At 65.7% G+C, this 18,187-nt stretch carries 13 protein-coding genes and 1 pseudogene; 6 read left to right on the top strand and 8 right to left on the bottom strand.

The window, feature by feature from the left end; all coding sequences use genetic code 11:
• The first annotated feature begins 116 nt into the window (after positions 1 to 116).
• Entirely contained in the window at positions 117 to 890 is a 774-nt protein-coding gene (locus E8E95_RS13165; protein ID WP_280350805.1) for an SDR family oxidoreductase, read from the top strand.
• 64 nt (positions 891 to 954) lie between these two features.
• Positions 955 to 2,523 (top strand): FadD3 family acyl-CoA ligase, encoded by a 1,569-nt coding sequence (locus E8E95_RS13160; protein WP_280350802.1) that lies wholly within the window; start codon positions 955 to 957, stop codon positions 2,521 to 2,523.
• A gap of 107 nt (positions 2,524 to 2,630) precedes the next feature.
• Here the strand turns inward: E8E95_RS13160 and E8E95_RS13155 are convergent, their stop codons facing one another.
• The 4 genes and pseudogenes from E8E95_RS13155 to E8E95_RS13140 form a co-directional block, all read right to left on the bottom strand.
• Positions 2,631 to 3,794 (bottom strand): helix-turn-helix transcriptional regulator, encoded by a 1,164-nt coding sequence (locus E8E95_RS13155; protein WP_280350800.1) that lies wholly within the window; start codon positions 3,792 to 3,794, stop codon positions 2,631 to 2,633.
• 197 nt (positions 3,795 to 3,991) lie between these two features.
• Positions 3,992 to 5,866, bottom strand: coding sequence for a sulfate adenylyltransferase subunit CysN (gene cysN / locus E8E95_RS13150; RefSeq protein ID WP_280350798.1), 1,875 nt, complete (start codon positions 5,864 to 5,866; stop codon positions 3,992 to 3,994).
• Positions 5,866 to 6,771: pseudogene (cysD, locus tag E8E95_RS13145) on the bottom strand (sulfate adenylyltransferase subunit CysD); the annotation flags it as partial. The gene cysN and the pseudogene cysD, both read right to left, overlap by 1 nt.
• A 94-nt stretch (positions 6,772 to 6,865) precedes the next feature.
• Entirely contained in the window at positions 6,866 to 7,336 is a 471-nt protein-coding gene (locus E8E95_RS13140) for an SRPBCC domain-containing protein (protein ID WP_280350796.1), read from the bottom strand.
• Positions 7,337 to 7,675: 339 nt separating this feature from the next.
• Here E8E95_RS13140 and E8E95_RS13135 point away from each other — a divergent pair, with 339 nt between their 5' ends.
• The 4 genes from E8E95_RS13135 to E8E95_RS13120 all read left to right on the top strand — a co-directional run bounded on the left by E8E95_RS13135 (position 7,676) and on the right by E8E95_RS13120 (position 11,835).
• Positions 7,676 to 8,788 (top strand): DUF1214 domain-containing protein, encoded by a 1,113-nt coding sequence (locus E8E95_RS13135; protein ID WP_280350795.1) that lies wholly within the window; start codon positions 7,676 to 7,678, stop codon positions 8,786 to 8,788.
• A complete protein-coding gene (locus E8E95_RS13130; protein ID WP_280350793.1) occupies positions 8,785 to 9,978 on the top strand; it encodes a sulfotransferase in 1,194 nt (397 codons plus the stop codon). The genes E8E95_RS13135 and E8E95_RS13130 overlap by 4 nt, the downstream gene beginning before the upstream one ends.
• 89 nt (positions 9,979 to 10,067) lie before the next feature.
• On the top strand, positions 10,068 to 10,856 hold the full coding sequence (locus E8E95_RS13125) for an SDR family oxidoreductase (RefSeq protein WP_280350792.1): 789 nt from the start codon (positions 10,068 to 10,070) through the stop codon (positions 10,854 to 10,856).
• 10 nt (positions 10,857 to 10,866) lie between these two features.
• Complete coding sequence (locus E8E95_RS13120; RefSeq protein ID WP_280350790.1) at positions 10,867 to 11,835, top strand: DHH family phosphoesterase; 969 nt, start codon at positions 10,867 to 10,869, stop codon at positions 11,833 to 11,835.
• A gap of 18 nt (positions 11,836 to 11,853) precedes the next feature.
• On the opposite strand, the gene E8E95_RS13115 is transcribed toward E8E95_RS13120, so the two are convergent.
• The 4 genes from E8E95_RS13115 to E8E95_RS13100 all read right to left on the bottom strand — a co-directional run bounded on the left by E8E95_RS13115 (position 11,854) and on the right by E8E95_RS13100 (position 18,182).
• Positions 11,854 to 12,552 carry a transglutaminase-like cysteine peptidase gene (locus E8E95_RS13115; RefSeq protein ID WP_280350789.1) on the bottom strand — a complete coding sequence of 233 codons (699 nt, stop codon included), beginning with the start codon at positions 12,550 to 12,552 and terminating at the stop codon, positions 11,854 to 11,856.
• Between the two features lie 299 nt (positions 12,553 to 12,851).
• On the bottom strand, positions 12,852 to 13,151 hold the full coding sequence (locus E8E95_RS13110; RefSeq protein WP_280350787.1) for a hypothetical protein: 300 nt from the start codon (positions 13,149 to 13,151) through the stop codon (positions 12,852 to 12,854).
• Between the two features lie 466 nt (positions 13,152 to 13,617).
• Entirely contained in the window at positions 13,618 to 15,051 is a 1,434-nt protein-coding gene (locus E8E95_RS13105; protein ID WP_280350785.1) for an AdeC/AdeK/OprM family multidrug efflux complex outer membrane factor, read from the bottom strand.
• Positions 15,048 to 18,182, bottom strand: a complete 3,135-nt coding sequence (locus E8E95_RS13100; RefSeq protein ID WP_280350783.1) for an efflux RND transporter permease subunit — start codon at positions 18,180 to 18,182, stop codon at positions 15,048 to 15,050. Before E8E95_RS13100 ends, E8E95_RS13105 begins: the two co-directional genes overlap by 4 nt.
• Positions 18,183 to 18,187: the final 5 nt, after the last annotated feature.

The raw sequence follows: 18,187 nt of genomic DNA, 5'->3' as shown, positions 1-18,187 counted from the left end.
TTGAAATCGCTCCCACAAGGGAGGGACGCGTAGTCTCAACGGACGATCACTCCTGCCCACTCCGACGGTAAACTCCGCCGAAAACCCCATTCCAAGAACAAGCAACGAGGTTTCCCATGGCACGTCTGTCTAGCAAGGTCGCGGTCATCACCGGAGCTGCATCGGGTATCGGTCTCGCCTGTGTTCGTCGTTTCGCCGCCGAAGGCGCGCAGGTCATCGGACTGGATCTGGGTGAGCCTCGCGCGGATGTCGCCGCGAGCCTGGAAGGGCTGAGCCCGGCACCGGTGTTCATGAGCCTCGATGTGTGCGATGAAGCGCGGGTGCAGGCCGTCATGGAAGAAGTGGTTGCACGCTTCGGCCGCATCGACGCACTGGTCAACGCCGCCGGCATCGCCAGCCGTGGCAGCATCACCGAGACCAGCACCGAGGAATGGCGCCGGGTCCTGGATATCCACCTGACCGGCTCCATGCTCACCAGCCGCTACGCACTGCCGCAAATGGTCGCCCAGCGCGGCGGCTCGATCATCAACTTCGGTTCGATCTTCGGCCTGCAGGGTTGCGACGGCAACGCCGCCTACAACACCGCCAAGGGCGGCATCACCCAGCTGACCCGCTCCATGGCCATCGACTACGGCCACGCCAATGTCCGCGTCAACGGCCTCTGCCCGGGACTGATCGACACGCCCATGACCCAGATGGTCAAGGAGCAGAAGGAGTTCCACGCCTACTTCGCGTCCCAGCACATGCTCTGCCGTGCCGGGCAGCCGGAAGAGGTGGCCAGCGTGGCGCTGTTCCTCGCGTCCGACGATGCCTCCTTCGTCAGCGGACAGATGATCGCGGTGGATGGCGGCTTCTCCGCCGGCCGCCGTTTCGCACCGCCGCAAGCCTGATTTCCCATCCATGCCACGGCCGGGTTTACCCGGCCGCTGCCCCGTCGCGCCCCGAGAAAAGCCCATGACCGACCTGGAAAGCGTCCTGACCATTCCTCAGCTGCTGGCCGCCACCGCGACCCGCTACGGCGAATCCATGGCCATCGAGGACGACAGCGTCCGCATCAGCTACCACCGGCTCGACCAGTTGCGCCGTCAGGCCGCCCTCGCCCTGCTGGCGCTGGACATCCAGGCCGGCGAGCGGGTGGCGATCTGGGCGCCGAACGTCCACGAGTGGATAGTCGCCGCCATCGCCCTGCAAAGCGTCGGCGCGGTGCTGGTGCCGCTGAACACGCGGATGAAAGGCAGCGAGGCGGGCTTCATCCTGCGCGAGAGCGGCGCCAGCCTGCTGTTCGTGATCGGCGAATTCCTTGGCACCGACTACCCGTCGCTGCTGGCCGGTGAAGCGCTGCCGGATCTGCGCACGCGTATCTGCTTGCGCGGCGCGGCACCGGGTTGCCTGGGCTGGGACGATTTCATGGCGCTGGCGGACGAGGTATCCCCGGCGGAGCTGGTGGTGCGCGAAAGCCAGGTGGACGAGCACAGCCTGTCGGACCTGTTGTTCACCTCAGGCACCACCGGCAAACCCAAGGGCGTGATGACCGCCCACGGCCAGAACCTGCGCATCGTCCGCGACTGGAGCGCCATGGTCGGCCTGCGCCAGGGTGATCGCTACCTGATCGTCAACCCGTTCTTCCACAGCTTCGGCTACAAGGCCGGCTGGCTGGCCGCGCTGATGCGCGGTTGCTGCATCCTGCCGCAGCAGGTGTTCGATGTGCCGGTGATGCTCGAACGCGTTGCCCGCGAGCGGGTGAACGTGCTCCCCGGGCCGCCGACCCTGTACCAATCGATCCTGGCCTTCCCCGAGCGCCAGCGCTTCGACCTTTCCAGCTTGCGGGTCGCGGTGACCGGTGCGGCTTCGGTGCCGGTGGAAATGGTGCGGCGCATGCGCAGCGAGCTTGGCTTCGAAACCATCGTCACCGCCTACGGCCTGACCGAGGCCTGCGGCTTCGTTACCATCTGCCGTCCGGAGGATTCCGCCGAGCGGGTGGCGACCACCTCGGGCCGCGCCTTCCCCGATGTGGAAGTGCGCTGCGTCGATGCCAGTGGCAACTCGGTACCGCCGGGCGAACCGGGCGAATTGCTGGTGCGTGGCTACAACCTGATGCAGGGCTACTTCAACAACCCCGAAGCCACCACTGAAGCCATCGATGCCGAGGGTTGGCTGCACACCGGCGACATCGGCGTGCTGGATGAGGACGGTTACCTGCGCATCACCGACCGCATCAAGGACATGTTCATCACCGGCGGCTTCAACGTGTACCCGGCGGAGATCGAACAGGTGATCCTGCGCTATCCGGGCGTGGCCCAGGCAGCGGTGATCGGCATTCCTGACGAGCGCCTGGGAGAGGTGGCCATGGCCTTCCTCCTGCCCGCGTCCGGCCAGCAGCTGGATACCGGTGAGTTCCTCGGCTGGTGCCGCGAGCAGATGGCCAACTACAAGGTCCCGCGCCGTGCGCAGGTGTTGGACGCCATGCCGTTGAATGCCGCCGGCAAGGTGACCAAGGACGCGTTGCGAAGACTGGCCTCCTAGGAACTTTGTAGGAGCGAGCTTGCTCGCGAAGAGTTCGAGCGCGATCTTTCGCGAGCAAGCTCGCTCCTACACAAAACGGTGCCGGCGCGAGGGGATTACCGCTTCTCTCACGCCAACGAAGCCACGCTGTTCAGCAAGGTCTTCACCAATTGCGCCTGGCGCGTGGCGCCGGTCTTGGCGAATACACCGCGTAGGTGGGCGCGTACGGTGTTGCGTGATACGCCGAGTCGCTCGGCGCTTTCGTCCAGGGTCAGGCCATCCATCATCAGCATCGCCACTTCGGTTTCCGTGCGGGTCAGCTGGAACAGGCTGCGCAGCAGGCATCGCGAGGCTTGCGGCGAATCGCCCGGATCGCGGATGAACACGGCCACCGCAGGACGGCGGGCGTTGCCCTGGCCCTCGTAGTTCAGGGCGATGGGGCGCAGCAGCAGGTTGAGCGGCACCTCTCCGGTGGGGCGCGTCAGGGTCAATACCTCGATGCAGTCGTCCCTGCCGTGCTGGTGGTGCTGCAGCATGGTCTGGATGTTGCGCTGCAGGTTGCGGTTGTCCTGGCCGGCGAAGGCCCGCAGCTTGTCCTGGTGGCATTCGAGGCCATCCCGGGCGGCGAACAGGCGCTGGGCGGCCTGGTTGCTGTTCATCACCTTGCCGGTCTGGTCGAGGATGGCGGTGCCCACCAGCAACCGGTCGATGGTCACGGCATAGAGGCGGCGCTCTGAGTCCAGTTGGTCCATCGTCGAGTGCAAGTCCACGGCTTGTTGCAGGTGCGGCAGGAGCAGTCGCACCAGGGCTGTTTCCGCGGCGTCGAAATCCCGTCCGGCATGTCCCCGGCACGCGAACAGGGCGCAGTGCATGCCGGCCGCCGTCTGCATGTTGGCCACCAGCACGTAGCGCAGGTCGAGCGGGCGCAGGTAGCTCTGGTAGAAGTCGTGGGCCAGCCAGTGTTCGGTCCCCAGCACCTGGTCGGCGCTGGCGACCTGGTCGGCGGGCCAGTTGAGGAAGGGGCAGATGGCGTAGTAATGCTCGCTGTAGGAGGGCTCGCCGGGCAGGTGCGGGCCATGGATCGAGGCATTGACGATCAGCCCCGGTCGCTCGTGGGCGGGATTGCGCAGCACGAGAGTGAGGTAGCTCGCGTCCAAACGCTGGCGCAGCGCTTCCAGCAGGCTGGCCCAGGGTGTGGGTTCCTGCGGTCCGCGGTAGTTCAGTGCCAGCAGTTCGCTGAGTTCGGCGGCACTGATTCCCGCCAGTTCATGGGCATGTCGAAGGTCGTCCATCCTCGCTTCTCTTGTTGTGGTTGTCGGGCTGGATCGGCTGAGTATTGGCGGCGCTGGCTGTGGATAAATCGTCCGTTCGGCCTAGTGGCGGTAGGGGATCGATTTGGTTGGCTGGGAAATGTAGGAGCGAGCTCTGCTCGCGAACTTCCGAGTACGGGACATTCGCGAGCAAGCTCGCTCCTACAGACCAAGCGGGCTTAGAGCGCCAACAGGTGCTCAACGATGCGCTCGGCGGCGGCTTCGGCTGATTCGCTCGCCGTATCGATGCGCAGGTCCGGCGCCAGCGGTGGCTCGTAGGGCGAATCGATGCCGGTGAAGTTCTTCAGTTCACCGCGCCGGGCTTTCTGGTAGAGGCCCTTGGGGTCGCGGCTCTCGGCCAGCTCCAGGGATGCGTCGATGAAGATCTCCAGGAAGGCACCGTCGCCCGCGAGGCTGCGTGCCAGTTCGCGTTCGGCGCGGAAGGGGGAGATGAACGACACCAGCGTGATCAGCCCCGCATCCAGCATCAGCCGCGCCACTTCGGCTACCCGGCGGATGTTCTCCACCCGGTCGGCTTCGCTGAAGCCCAGGTCGCGGTTGAGGCCGTGGCGCACGTTGTCGCCGTCCAGCAGGTAGGTGTGCCGGCCCAGGGCATGGAGCTTGCGCTCTACCAGGTTGGCGATGGTGGACTTGCCCGCCCCGGAAAGCCCGGTGAACCAGAGGATGCGCGGTGTCTGGCCCTTCAGCGTGGCGCGGGCCGCGCCGTTCACGTCGATGGCCTGCCAGTGCACGTTCTGTGCGCGACGCAGGGCGAAGTGCAGCATGCCGGCGCCGACGGTCTGGTTGCTCAGCCGGTCGATGATGATGAAACCGCCGGTATCGCGGTTTTCCCCGTAGGGATCGAAGGCGATCGCCTGGTCCAGGCTCAGGTTGCACACCCCGATCTCGTTGAGCTCCAGGGTTTTCGCCGCGAGCTGTTCGAGGCTGTTGACGTTGACCTTGTGCTTCAAGGTGGCGCAGCTCATGCCGAGGGTGCGGCAGCCGATTTTCATCAGGTAGGGGCGGCCGGGCAGCATGGGCTCCTCGCCCATCCACACCAGGGTGGCTTCGAACTGGTCGGCCACGGCGGGCGGCGCATCGGCGCGGACGATCAGGTCGCCACGGCTGATGTCGATCTCGTCTTCCAGAGTCAGGGTCACGGCCTGGCCGCTGATGGCTTCTTCCTGTGCGCCAGCCATGCCGAGGATGCCGGCGACGCGGCTCTGCTGACCCGAGGGCAGCACGCGAATGCGTTCGCCGACGCGGATGGTCCCCGCCGCGACGTTGCCGGCGAAACCACGGAAGTCCAGGTTCGGGCGGTTCACCCATTGCACCGGAAGGCGGAAGGCGGCACCGGCACGGGCCGCTTCCAGGGGCGCGTTCTCCAGGTGCTGGAGCAGGCTCGGGCCCTGGTACCAAGGCATGTTGGCGCTGCCTTCCAAGAGGTTGTCACCCTTGAGCGCCGACAGCGGAATGCACTGGATGTCGGTGAGGCCAAGCTGTGCGGCGAAGGCGCGGTAATCGGCTTCGATGCGATTGAAGACCTCCTCCGAGTAATCCATCAGGTCCATCTTGTTCACCGCCACCAGCACCTGGCGGATGCCCAGCAGCGACACCAGGTAGCTGTGCCGACGGGTTTGCGGCAGCAGGCCCTGGCGGGCGTCGATGAGGATCACCGCCAGGTCGGCCGTGGAGGCGCCGGTGACCATGTTGCGCGTGTACTGCTCGTGGCCGGGGGTATCGGCGACGATGAACTTGCGCTTGTCGGTGGCGAAGAAACGGTAGGCGACGTCGATGGTGATGCCTTGCTCGCGCTCAGCGGCCAGGCCATCCACCAGCAGTGCAAAGTCCAGTTCGCCGCCCTGGGTGCCGAGCTTCTTCGAGTCCGCCTCCAGTTGGCCGAGCTGGTCTTCGAATAGCACCTTGGTTTCGTACAGCAGGCGCCCGATCAGGGTGCTCTTGCCGTCGTCGACGCTGCCGCAGGTGATGAAGCGCAGCAGGTCCTTCTGTTGTTGCTGCTCAAGGTACTGGTCGAGTTCGATCTTGGCGTTCATCAGAAGTAGCCCTCTTGTTTCTTCTTCTCCATGGAACCGGCCGAGTCGCTGTCGATCAGCCGACCCTGGCGCTCGGAGGTACGGCTCACCAGCATTTCCTGGATGATCGCCGGCAGGTTGTCGGCGTCGCTGTCGATGGCGCCGGTCAGGGGATAGCAGCCGAGGGTGCGGAAGCGCACCTTGCGCAGCTCGGGGGATTCGCCGGGGAGCAGCGGCATGCGCTCGTCATCGACCATGATCAGCGTGCCGTCGCGGCGCACCACTGGGCGCTCCTGGGCGAAGTAGAGCGGCACGATTGGAATGCCCTCGAGGTAGATGTATTGCCAGATATCCAGCTCGGTCCAGTTGGAGAGCGGGAACACCCGCAGGCTTTCGCCCTTGCGCTTGCGGGTGTTGTACAGGCGCCAGAGTTCCGGGCGCTGCTGCTTGGGGTCCCAGCGGTGCTGCTCGGAGCGGATCGAGAACACGCGCTCCTTGGCCCGGGATTTCTCCTCGTCACGGCGGGCACCGCCGAAGGCCGCGTCGAAGCCGTACAGGTCCAGGGCCTGCTTCAGTCCCTGGGTCTTCCAGATATCGGTGTGCAGCGCCGAGCCGTGGGTGAAGGGGTTGATCCCGCGTTCCTGGCCTTCCGGGTTGATGTGCACCAGCAGTTCCAGGCCCAGACGCTCGGCGGTCTGGTCGCGGAAGGCGATCATTTCGCGGAACTTCCAGGTGGTGTCCACGTGCAGCAGAGGGAAGGGCGGTTTGCCCGGAGCGAAGGCCTTCATCGCCAGGTGCAGCATGACCGCGCTGTCCTTGCCGATGGAGTAGAGCATCACCGGGTTTTCACACTCGGCGACCACTTCGCGGATGATCTGGACGCTTTCGGCTTCCAGGCGTTGCAGGTGAGTCAGCATCGCTTGCCTCCTTGGGTGAGGCCGGCTCCACGTGCTGTGAGCCGGCTTTTTTCCACGGTAGGGAAAGCGTCGTCGGGGGTTCTTCGTCCGAGCAGACGAAGTTTCAGCGGAGCTCGGCGAACAGCGCTTCGGCGCGTGCCTTGACCGCCAGGGCCACCGCATCGAAGCCCTGCTTGACCCAGGGTCCATGCAGTTCCATCACCTGGTCGGCGGTGTCACCGAGGAACAGGTCGGTGGTGTGGTAGCGGCAACTCTTCGGCCCGGTGGCTTCGATCAGCTGCTCGCGGCGCGCGGCGTCGGGATTGCTCGCGCTGGCGTGCATCTCCCAGGCCAGCAGGCGCGGTGGCTCGAAGCTGGCCAGTTGCTCGACCACATGCAGCAGCTCACCGGGGCTGGCGGGGTTGGGCAGGTACAGGTTCACCGGCTCGCCCAGACGCAGGCTGGACTCCACCTTCACGGTGAAGGGGTTCCATTCGGGGTAGCGCGCAAGGTCCACCAGCACTGACCAGACCAGCTCGGCGGGGGCGGCGATATCCACGGTCAGCGACCGCACCAGGTTCTTCTCTTCAGCCATCGGGGATTCCTCGGGAAACAGGCACCGCACCGCGCGACGCCGATCCGGCCGATGCTCCGCGCCCGCTGCCGCCAGTTCCTCGTCCGGGTGGACTAGGTTCCCGTCTCCTTCGACCCACGGCCTTGGTTGGTGGGCTGAAGCCCACCCTACGAGCCTAGGTTCCCCTTGTAGGAGCCAGCTTGCTGGCGAATAGCGCGCCCCTTTTCGCGAGCAAGCTCGCTCCTACATCCAGCAGCGAGCCAGCCGGTGATTTAGTCCGCCCAGACGAAGAATCCGTCCTGTCCATCTCCCTAAGGTTTCCGCAGTGGCGGGTGTTCCGCCGGACCAGAGGAGACCGAAATGGCCACAGATGGAATCGAACAGCAGGTGCTGACCGGGCAGGTCTGGAGCGATTTCTGCGACCAGCTCAAACGGAGCGGTGAGCAGATCCTGCGAAGTGAGGCACCCAGCGATGCGCAGACCCGCGCCGAGGGCTTCCGCTACCTGACCCGCCTGCTGCGCATCGCCCTGGAAATGCACCTGGAGTTCGCCGATCCGGACTTCCCCGGCTTCTTCTCGCCGTCCCATGAGACCGCGAAGATAGGCGCCGACAACCCGGACAACCTCTACCAGTACGCCCGCCTCAACGGCGCGAATCAGTACCGCGTCAGTGGCCGTCGGGGGAGTGTGTCCTACCTGAGTTTCGGCACCCAGAAGGGCGGCTACGAGAGCGACGGCAAGATGATCCAGACCGGTTTCATCGACGCCAGCCAACTGCAGCTCGACGCTGACGGCAGCTTCGAAATCATCCTCAGCCAGGACCGCGTGAACGCCGGCAATTGGCTGCGTCTGGAGCCCGAAAGCAACGCGCTGATCGTCCGCCAGACCTTCCTCGACCGCGCCAGCGAGCAGCCTGCGCAGCTGCGCATCGAACGTCTGGATAGCCAGCAGAAGCCCGAACCGCTGAGTGCAGAACGTCTGCAGCAGAGCCTGGGGCGGGTCGCCAGCTTCGTCGAGAACACTGCGCGTCTGTTCGCCAACTGGGCCCAGGGCTACCAGACCCATACCAACCAGCTGCCTCCGGCGGACCAGGCCCTGTGCCAGGCGGTGGGCGGCGACCCGAACATCTTCTACTACCACGGCTACTGGTCGCTGGCGGACGACGAAGCGCTGCTGATCGAGGTCGACCAGGTACCGGATTGCGACTTCTGGAACCTGCAGATCAACAACTACTGGATGGAGTCCCTCGACTACCGCCATCACCGCATCTGCCTGAACAAGCATTCGGCGCAGCCGGACGCACACGGCGGCGTGCGCATGGTGCTGAGCCACCGCGACCCGGGCCTGCCCAACTGGCTGGAAACCGCCGGCCACGCCGACGGCACCTTCTGCCTGCGCTGGGTCGGCGCCGAGCGTCCCTTCCACCCCGTTACCCGCGTGGTCAAGCTCGACCACCTCAAGGAGTTGCAATGACCAGTCCCATTTCCGCCGGTGACGATTTCTCCCTGGACAGTCTGCTCGCCGAAGCCAGCCGCCGCGCTGGTGGGCTGGATGACTTCGGCCCCGGTGACTACCGCCAGGCCCTTGTGGTGCTGGCCGATGCCTTGCACGCAGAGGCGCAATTGTCTGCCCAAGGCCGGGCGCTGCTTCGGGAAAAGCTGGTGGCGCAGCTGGTGAACCGCCTGGTGATCGAGGATCACTGCAAGCACCACCCGGAGATTCTCCAGCAGCCCATCGACGACCCGTTGGTGATCGTCGGCCTGCCACGCACCGGCACCACGCTGCTGCAACGGCTGCTGTCGGTAGACCCGCAGTTCAGCAAGGCGCAGTGGTGGGAAACCCGCTACCCGGCCCCGCTGGAGGGCGAAACCCTGGAGCGGCCGCAGGTGCGGATCGAGCGGGCACGCGCCGAGGTCGCGGCGATGATCGAGTTCGTGCCGCAGATCCTGGCGATCCATCCGCTGGACGCCGAGCAGCCGGATGAAGAGTTCATGCTTATGGAGCACTCGTTCCTCTGTGCGATGGATTCCTACGTCAACGTGCCGGCCTACACCGCCTGGCTCGACCGCCAGGACCAGACCCAGGTCTACGCGTACCTGAAGAAGATGCTGCAGTTCCTGCAATGGCAGCAGGCGCGTCGCGGCATCGCGCCGGGGCGTCGCTGGCTGCTGAAGAGCCCGCAGCACCTGCACACCCTGGAAGTCCTGTTGAAAGTGTTCCCGAAGGCGCAGGTGATCCTCACCCATCGCGATCCGGGCAAGACCATTCCGTCACTGGCGAGCTTTATCCACACCCTCTGGCAGATCTACAGCGACCAGGCCGATCCCGCCCAGGTCGGCGAGCAGTGGAACAGCCGCATGGCCCGCGCCCTGCGCCACAGCATGGCGGTGCGCGAAGGCCTGTCGGACGGCGCGTTCTTCGACCTGCACTTCGAGGACACGGTGACCGACCCGCTGGGCGTGGCCGAACGCATCTATCGCTTCGCCGGCCTGGAACTGACGCCTGAGGTGCGTGAGGCGATGGCGGACTGGCTCTCGCGCAATGGCCGCGAGAAGCGTGCAGCGCACCAGTACGACCCGGCCACCTTCGGCCTCGACGACGCGCGCCTGCAGCGCGACTACGGCGATTACCGAAGCCGCTATCTGACTGGTGCTTCCGTGTAGGAGCGAGCTTGCTCGCGAATCGGGCTCCGCGTTCGCGAGCAAGCTCGCTCCTACGAAAAGCAGATCAATAACAACAAAAGGACACGAACATGCTGCTGAACGACAAGGTTGTAATGATCTCCGGTATCGGCCCGGGTATGGGTATCAAGCTCGCCCTGGAAGCGGCGCGTGAAGGCGCACGTGCCGTGGCGATTTGTGCCCGCAATGAAGAGCGCCTGCGCGAGGCGGAGCAGCGCATCCAGGCCCTGGGAACCGATTGCCAGGTGCTGTGGATGCCCACCGATGTGAGCGACGCCGACGCCTGTCGCCGATTCGCCGAGGCAACGGTGGAACGCTTCGGACGCATCGATGCCCTGGTCAACAGCGCTTACGCCCACGGCGGTTTCGAATCCCTGGAAAGCTGCACCGACCCGCTGCTGCAGGAGGCCCTGGAGGTCAACCTGTTCGGCTCGCTGCACCTGACCCGTGCGGTGCTGCCACAGATGAAGGCGCAGCGTTCCGGTGCCATCACCATGATCAGCACCCTGGGCGTGTTCAAGCCCTACGCGGGGGGCGGCGCCTATGCGATCTCCAAGGGCAGCCTGGCGGTGGCGGTGCGCTACCTGGCCGCCGAACTCGCCGGGCACGGCTTGCGGGTGAACGGCCTGGCCTGTGGCTGGATGTGGGGCGAGCCGGTGCAGGCCCATGTGCGCCAGGCCGCCGCCGCGCGCGGTGTCAGCGAGGAACAGGTGCGCGCGGAGTTCAGCCAGGGCATTCCCGGCGGACGCATGCCGGGCGACGAGGAATGCGCCCGTGCGGCGTTGTTCCTGGTCTCCGACTACGCCAGCGCCATCAACGGCGCGCAACTGGACGCCAACGGCGGCGAGCTGATGCGCTGAGCGCGGGGGAATGAAGATGCTCGATCATTGCGCCTTCAACGGCGACGCGGACGGACTCTGCGCCCTCCAGCAATTGCGCTTGGCCGGCGAACTGGCCGCCGACGTGCACCTCGTCAGTGGCGTGAAGCGCGATATCGGCCTGCTCGACCGGGTGCAGGCCGGCCCGGGCGAGCGGGTCACGGTGCTGGACATCGCCCATGAACAGAATCGCTCGGACGTCGCGCGCCTGCTCGATGCGGGGGCCCGAGTCCGCTACTTCGATCACCACTTCGCGGGTGAACTGCCTGAGCACCCGGCGTTCGAGTCCTTCATCGACACGGCCGCGGATGTCTGCACCAGCCTGCTGGTGGATCGCTTCCTCGCGGGGCGATTCCATCGCTGGACGGTGGCGGCGGCCTTCGGGGATGGCATGGCCGGGCCGGCCAGGGCGCTGGCCGAGCGTCATGGGCTGGGCGCGGTAGATATCGAGGCGCTAGCAGAGCTGGGCCAGTTGCTGAACTACAACGCCTATGGCGACAGCCTGGACGACTTGCATTTCGATCCGCTGGCGCTGGCGGCGGAGCTGTCGCCCTACGACGATCCGTTGGACTTCATCCGGCAGAGCCCCAGCTTCGCCCGCTTGCGTGAGGGGTACGGTGCCGACATGGCGGCTGCGACCCGACTCGAGCCCTGGCAAGCGGGGGAGGGCGCGACGCTCTATCGCTTGCCGGCAGAACCCTGGGCGCGGCGGGTCAGCGGGGTGCTGGCCAACCAATTGGCAGCGCGGGACCCGCGGCGGGCATTGGGCCTGCTGAGTGCACGGGGCGATGGGGACTGGACTTTCAGCCTGCGAGTGCCGGCCGACGCCAGCCTGGAAGCGGATGCTTTCTGCCGGGGCTTCGCAACCGGAGGAGGACGCAAGCGCGCCGCTGGCATCAACCGTTTGCCGGCCTCGTCGTTGCAGGGTTTCGCCGAGGCATTCCTGGGCAGCTACCAGTAGGTAGGGGCGGCTCCGTAGTTACAGCACGAAGCCTTCCCGCTCCATGCGCGCCAGCAGGCCCTGCCAGAACGGCAGTTCGGCGGTATTGCCGACGCGTCTGGGCGCGCCGCCCTTCAAGGTGTAAAGACCGTCGGCGTCGAAGGCGTAGCGCAGGGCCAGGTCCTTGCGCCGGGACGCGGGGAGGATGTCGTCCACCAGGTTGTCGAGCACCAGCGGCTCGGCATCCGGCGACTCGTGGTAGGTCACCACCATGTGCGCCTGGTTCAGCTCAAGGGCCCGCGCGTAGGTGATGCGCAGCTTGCTCGGCTCAACGCCTAGCTGCAGCAGCGTGAAGTATTTGGCCAGGGCGAAGTCTTCGCAGTCCCCGGCGCCCTTGGCCAGGGTTTCCACGGGCGTGGCCCAGTAGTCGCGGCGTTGCCAGAGGGCGCTGTCGTCGGTGAAACGCACCTGACGATTGAACTGGCGGTTGACGGCCTCGAGCTGCTGTCGTTCGGTCAGGCGACGACCGGTTTCCAACAGGTCATGCCAGGCCTGGAGGCGATCCTTGGCCGGGCCGCTGCGGCCGTAGCGCTTTTCCGCCTTGCGCAGCACGGGATCGGCGCTCCAGGCGGCCCTGGCGTCCCCAGCGCCCAAGAGCAGGCTGCCGCTGAAAAGGGCGAGCGTGAGCAATTGCCAGGACAGGGGGACGCCGAAGCGGCGAGAGGCGGGCTTCTGCAACGGTTTGACTCTCCAGGGGAAAGCGGCCGGGGCCGGGTTCTGCGGTGGATCAATCCGTTGAGCGAATCACCGGCATAGAGGAAACCCTCCGCCGGTTCAGGGATGTGGACACACTAGGATCAGGACGGTCGGCGCCGCAAGCGGCAGGGGATGTGCGGCACGGGCTGGGAGCGGTCGAGGCAGTCAGGACAGCTCTGGATCGGGCCCTGGAGGCGCTGGCCGGTTGTCGGAAAGTGGGGTCTTTTTCTGCCCGCCGGCGGCGCAAGACTGCGCACGTCCGACGGGCGGGGAGTCATCGGTTACTTACCGAACTCGACTCGCTGCTGGTGTATCCACGATTGGTATTTCGGCATTTGCCGCTCGCCCGAGTACGCATCTTCGTCCTCATAGCTACGGCCGGACGCGGTGGGTTGTTCCTCGACCATTCGTGTGAAGCGCTCGCTGGAGTCCTCCCTCATCTGCAGGACTTGCTCGTTGCGCATCCGGAACTCGTCCAGGCGGTCGCTTCCATTCTCCGCCAGGGCAGTGCCCGGTCCCGTTGTCACCGCCAGGGCCAGAAGCAGGCCGCTGAGGGTCGTTGTGGTGAGTGTGGATTTCATTTGTCGTTTCCTCTTGTTCCCGGCTCGCCTCCCCACGAGTTGGACGAACAGCATCGGCGATTATTACGGCTGGAGCGGATAGCCTGACGGATGGCCGGAAAATTGACCGATGGGCGTTTGCAAGGCCTTGATTGGCATGGGGATTTCCGAGGTTTATGCCCATCCCTCACCCCCGGCCCCTCTCCCAGAGGTAGAGGGGTGACTCGCGATTGATGCAATGGAGCAATCCTGGTGCCGATTCATCGCCCGCCACCTCTTCGGCTTAATTTCAGGCTACGACCGGCTTTCAGGATGGTTTGTCCCTCGCCGGCGCGAGTCACCCCTCGCCCCTTGGGAGAGGGGGCGGGGGTGAGGGTTGCTTCAGGCTGGCGCGCGCAAACCTGGAGCCCCAAAAAAATACGCCCCCGCCGAGAAGGGCAGGGGCGCCGCGTGGATTCCTCGTCCGTGAGGATTGGGGAGTCGCGGATCAAGCGTTCGGGGAATGTTCCCCTTGTTCTTTCCAGCCGCCGCCAAGGGCCTTGTACAGGTTCACTTCGCTGGCCAACTGGTTGAGGCGGTCGCCGATCAGTTGCTGACGGGCGCTGAACAGTTGGCGCTGGGCGTCCAGCAGGGTCAGATAGCTGTCGACGCCCGTGCGGTAGCGACGCTCGGCGAGGCGGTAGTACTCCTCGGTGGTCTTCACCAGTGCGCGCTGGGAGTCCAGTTGCTGCTGGTAGGTCGTACGCGCGGCGAGGCCATCGGCGACTTCCTGGAAGGCGACCTGGATGGCCTTCTCGTAATGCGCCACCTGGATGTCCTTCTGCAGCTCGGTGTAGTCGAGGTTCGCTTTCAGGCGGCCGGCGGTGAAGATCGGCAGGCTGATGCTCGGCTGGAACAGCCAGCTGCCCGAGCCGGCATCGAACAGGCCGGACAACTCGTTGCTCATGGTGCCGGCGTTGGCGGTCAGGCTCACGCTGGGGAAGAAGGCCGCGCGCGCTGCGCCGATGTTGGCGTTGGCCGATTTGAGCAGGTGCTCGGCCTGGACCACGTCCGGGCGGCGTTGCAGCAGGTCGGACGGCAAGCCCGGCGGCACTTCGGCCAGCAGGTCGGCGTCCAGCGCCAGGCCTCTGGGCAAGTCCGCCGGAATACCGGTACCCACCAGCTGGGTCAGGGCGTTGCGGTCCTGGGCCACCAGACGGGTGTACTGCGCCAGGCTGACCTGGGCGCTTTCCACGGCGGTGCGCGCCTGGCTCAGGGCCAGGGCATCGGCGACGCCCACGTCGAAGCTGCGCTGGGTGAGGGCGTAGCTTTCCTGATAGGTCTTCAGGGTGTCGCGGGTCAGCTGCAGCAGGGCCTGGTCGGCCTGCCAGTCGAGGTAGGCGGTGGCTACCGAGGCCACCAGGCTGATCTGAGTGCTGCGGCGTGCCTGTTCGGTGGCGAAGTACTGTTCCAGGGCCTGCTCGTTGAGGCTGCGCAGGCGGCCGAAGAAGTCCAGTTCCCAGGCATTGGTGCCTAGGGTGGCGCTGTAGCTGCTGCTGGTGTCGGCCTGGCCGCTCTGGCTCATGATGCCGGGGGTGCGCTGGCGGGTGGCGCCTCCATCAGCCGAGATGCTGGGGAACAGCTCGGAACGCTGGATGCGATAGAGCGCGCGATAGGCCTCGACGTTCAGCGCGGCGGTGCGCAGGTCGCGGTTGTTGTCCAGGGCGAGCTGCACCAGTTGGCGCAGCGCCGGGTCCTGGAAGAACGCGTTCCAGTCGAGGTCGGCGGCGGCGGTGTTCACCTGGGCCGCACCGTCGCTGTACGCCTCCCCCTGGGGCCAGTCGGCCTCCACCGGCGCTTCCGGGCGCTGGTAGTCGGGGATCATGGAGCAGCCACCGAGCAGGGTCGCGGCGATGGCCAGGGACATCAGGGAACGCCTCACTGCAGGGCCTCCTTCTTGATCGCAGCCTTGCTCGCCTTGTCCTTGAACAGCGAGCCGACCAGCACGTAGAACAGCGGCACCCAGAAAATGGCCAGGACGGTCGCGGTGAGCATGCCGCCGATCACGCCGGTACCAATGGCGTGCTGGCTGCCGGAGCCGGCACCGTTGGAGATGGCCAGGGGCACCACGCCGAGGATGAACGCCAGCGAGGTCATGATGATCGGGCGCAGGCGCATGCGGCAGGCTTCCACGGCGGCTTCGAACAGGCTCTTGCCCTGCTCGTGCAGCTCCTTGGCGAACTCGACGATGAGGATCGCGTTCTTCGCCGAGAGGCCGATGGTGGTGAGCAGGCCGACCTGGAAGAACACGTCGTTGGACAGACCGCGCAGGCTGGTGAACATCAGCGCGCCGATCACACCCAGCGGCACCACCAGCATCACCGAGAACGGAATCGACCAGCTCTCGTACAGCGCCGCCAGGCAGAGGAACACCACCAGCAGCGACAGCGCGTAGAGGGCCGGTGCCTGGGAACCGGACAGGCGTTCCTCGTAGGAGAGGCCGGTCCAGGAGTAGCCGACGCCCGCCGGCAGCTGCTTGGCGATCTCTTCCACGGCGGCCATGGCTTCACCCGAGCTGTGGCCCGGTGCCGCCTCGCCGAGGATTTCCACCGCCGGCACGCCGTTGTAGCGGGCCAGCTTGGGCGCGCCGTAGATCCATTCGCCACTGGCGAAGGCGCTGAACGGCACCATCTGGCCCTGGTCGTTGCGCACGTACCACTTGTTCAGGTCTTCCGGGTTCATCCGTGCTTCGGGTTCGCCTTGCAGGTAGACCTTCTTCACCCGGCCACGGTCGATGAAGTCGTTGACGTAGCTGGCGCCCCAGGCGATGGACACGGTGTTGTTGATGTCGGACAGGGAAATGCCGTGGGCACGGGCCTTCTCGTCGTCGATCTGCAGCTGGTACTGGGGCTCGTCGCGCAGGCCGTTGGCGCGCACGCGGTTGAGCACCGGGTCTTTCGCCGCCAGTTCGAGGAACTGGTCACGGGCGGCGTTGAGCGCCTCGTGGCCGACACCGGCGCGGTCCTGCAGGAACAGGTTGAAACCGGTGGCGTTACCCAGCTCCATCACCGCCGGCGGGGCGAAGGCGAAGACCATCGCATCGCGGAAGCTGAAGAAATGCTTCTGCGCACGCTGGGCCAGGTCGAACACGCTCTGGCCTTCGGCCGTGCGCTCTTCCCACGGCTTGAGCATGATGAAGGCCATGCCCGAGCTCTGGCCGCGACCGGCGAAGTTGAAACCGGTGACGGTGAACACGGACTTCACGGTGTCCTTTTCCTGGTCCAGCAGGTATTCGCGCATCTGGTCCACGACCACCTGGGTACGCTCGGCGCTGGCGCCGGACGGCGTTTGCACCTGGGCGAAGAGCACGCCCTGGTCTTCCTCGGGGAGGAAGGCGGTGGGAATGCGGGTGAACAGCCAGCCCATGGCGATCAGGATCACCACGTAGAGCATCAGGTAGGGCACCTTGCGCTTGAGCACGCCGCGCACGCCGCGCTCGTAGCTCTGCACGCTGCGGTCGAAGCTGCGGTTGAACCAGCCGAAGAAGCCGCGCTTCTCGTGATGTCCCTTGCCGATGGGCTTGAGCAGGGTGGCGCACAGGGCCGGGGTGAAGATCAGCGCCACCAGCACCGACAAGGCCATGGCCGAGACGATGGTGATGGAGAACTGCTTGTAGATCACGCCCGTGGAGCCGCCGAAGAACGCCATGGGCAGGAACACCGCCGAGAGCACCAGGGCGATACCCACCAGCGCGCCCTGGATCTGGCCCATGGATTTGCGTGTGGCTTCCAGCGGCGAGAGGCCTTCCTCGGCCATTACCCGCTCGACGTTTTCCACCACCACGATGGCGTCGTCCACCAGCAGGCCGATGGCGAGCACCATGGCGAACATGGTCAGGGTGTTGATGGTGAAGCCGAACATCGCCAGCACGCCGAAGGTGCCGAGCAGCACCACCGGCACCGCAAGGGTCGGGATGATGGTGGCGCGGAAGTTCTGCAGGAACAGGAACATCACCAGGAACACCAGGATGATGGCCTCGCCCAGGGTATGGATCACGCCTTCGATGGAGGCGGAAACCACCGGGGTGGTGTCGTAGGGGAAGACCACCTTCATCCCGGCGGGCATGAAGGGTTCCAGTTGCTTGACGGTCTCGCGGATCGCCTTGGCGGTGTCCAGGGCGTTGGCGCCGGTGGCCAGCTTGATCGCCATGCCGGAAGCCGGCTTGCCGTTGAACTGGGCGCTGATGCTGTAGTTCTCGCCACCCAGCTCGATCTTCGCCACGTCACGCAGGCGCACCTGGGAGCCGTCGCGATTCACCTTCAGGAGGATTTCGCCGAATTGCTCCGGGGTCTGCAGGCGGGTCTTGCCGATGATCGTGGCGTTGAGCTGGGTACCGGGCGAGGCGGGCAGGCCGCCGAGCTGGCCGGAGGAAATCTGCACGTTCTGCGCCTGGATGGCAGTCTTCACGTCCACCGGCGTCAGCTGGTAGTTGTTCAGCCGCGCCGGGTCCAGCCAGATACGCATCGCGTACTGGGCACCGAACACCTGGAAGTCACCCACGCCCTTGGTCCGCGAGATCGGGTCCTGGATGTTGGAGACGATGTAGTTGGCCAGGTCGTTCTTGTCCATGCTGCCGTCTTCGGACACCACGCCGATGACCAGCAGGAAGTTCTTCACTGCCTTGGTCACGCGGATGCCCTGCTGCTGCACTTCCTGCGGCAGCAGCGGGGTGGCCAACTGGAGCTTGTTCTGTACCTGCACCTGGGCGATGTCAGGGTTGGTGCCCTGCTCGAAGGTGGCGGTGATGGTCATGCTGCCGTCGGAGTTGCTCTCCGAGGAGATGTAGCGCAGGCCGTCGATGCCATTGAGCTGCTGCTCGATGATCTGCACCACGGTGTCCTGCACCGTCTGCGCCGAGGCGCCGGGGTAGCTGACCTGGATGCCCACCGCAGGCGCGGCAATGCTGGGGTACTGGTTGATCGGCAGTTTGAGGATCGACAGGCCGCCGGCGAGCATGATCACCAGCGCGATCACCCAGGCGAAGATCGGGCGATCGATGAAGAATCTCGACATCTATG

Origin of the sequence: Pseudomonas sp. BN414, from assembly GCF_029871275.1 — a bacterium.
GTDB lineage: Bacteria > Pseudomonadota > Gammaproteobacteria > Pseudomonadales > Pseudomonadaceae > Metapseudomonas > Metapseudomonas resinovorans_C.
Note: the sequence above shows the minus strand (reverse complement) of the source record. Positions and strands in the feature narration are given on the sequence as shown.

Coding starts and splice junctions, on each gene's coding strand:
- E8E95_RS13100 (WP_280350783.1), bottom strand. CDS start 18,182: ATGTCGAGATTCTTCATCGATCGCCCGATCTTCGCCTGGGTGATCGCG.
- E8E95_RS13155 (WP_280350800.1), bottom strand. CDS start 3,794: ATGGACGACCTTCGACATGCCCATGAACTGGCGGGAATCAGTGCCGCC.
- E8E95_RS13135 (WP_280350795.1), top strand. CDS start 7,676: ATGGCCACAGATGGAATCGAACAGCAGGTGCTGACCGGGCAGGTCTGG.
- E8E95_RS13130 (WP_280350793.1), top strand. CDS start 8,785: ATGACCAGTCCCATTTCCGCCGGTGACGATTTCTCCCTGGACAGTCTG.
- E8E95_RS13140 (WP_280350796.1), bottom strand. CDS start 7,336: ATGGCTGAAGAGAAGAACCTGGTGCGGTCGCTGACCGTGGATATCGCC.
- E8E95_RS13110 (WP_280350787.1), bottom strand. CDS start 13,151: ATGAAATCCACACTCACCACAACGACCCTCAGCGGCCTGCTTCTGGCC.
- E8E95_RS13165 (WP_280350805.1), top strand. CDS start 117: ATGGCACGTCTGTCTAGCAAGGTCGCGGTCATCACCGGAGCTGCATCG.
- E8E95_RS13120 (WP_280350790.1), top strand. CDS start 10,867: ATGAAGATGCTCGATCATTGCGCCTTCAACGGCGACGCGGACGGACTC.
- cysN (WP_280350798.1), bottom strand. CDS start 5,866: ATGAACGCCAAGATCGAACTCGACCAGTACCTTGAGCAGCAACAACAG.
- E8E95_RS13125 (WP_280350792.1), top strand. CDS start 10,068: ATGCTGCTGAACGACAAGGTTGTAATGATCTCCGGTATCGGCCCGGGT.
- E8E95_RS13160 (WP_280350802.1), top strand. CDS start 955: ATGACCGACCTGGAAAGCGTCCTGACCATTCCTCAGCTGCTGGCCGCC.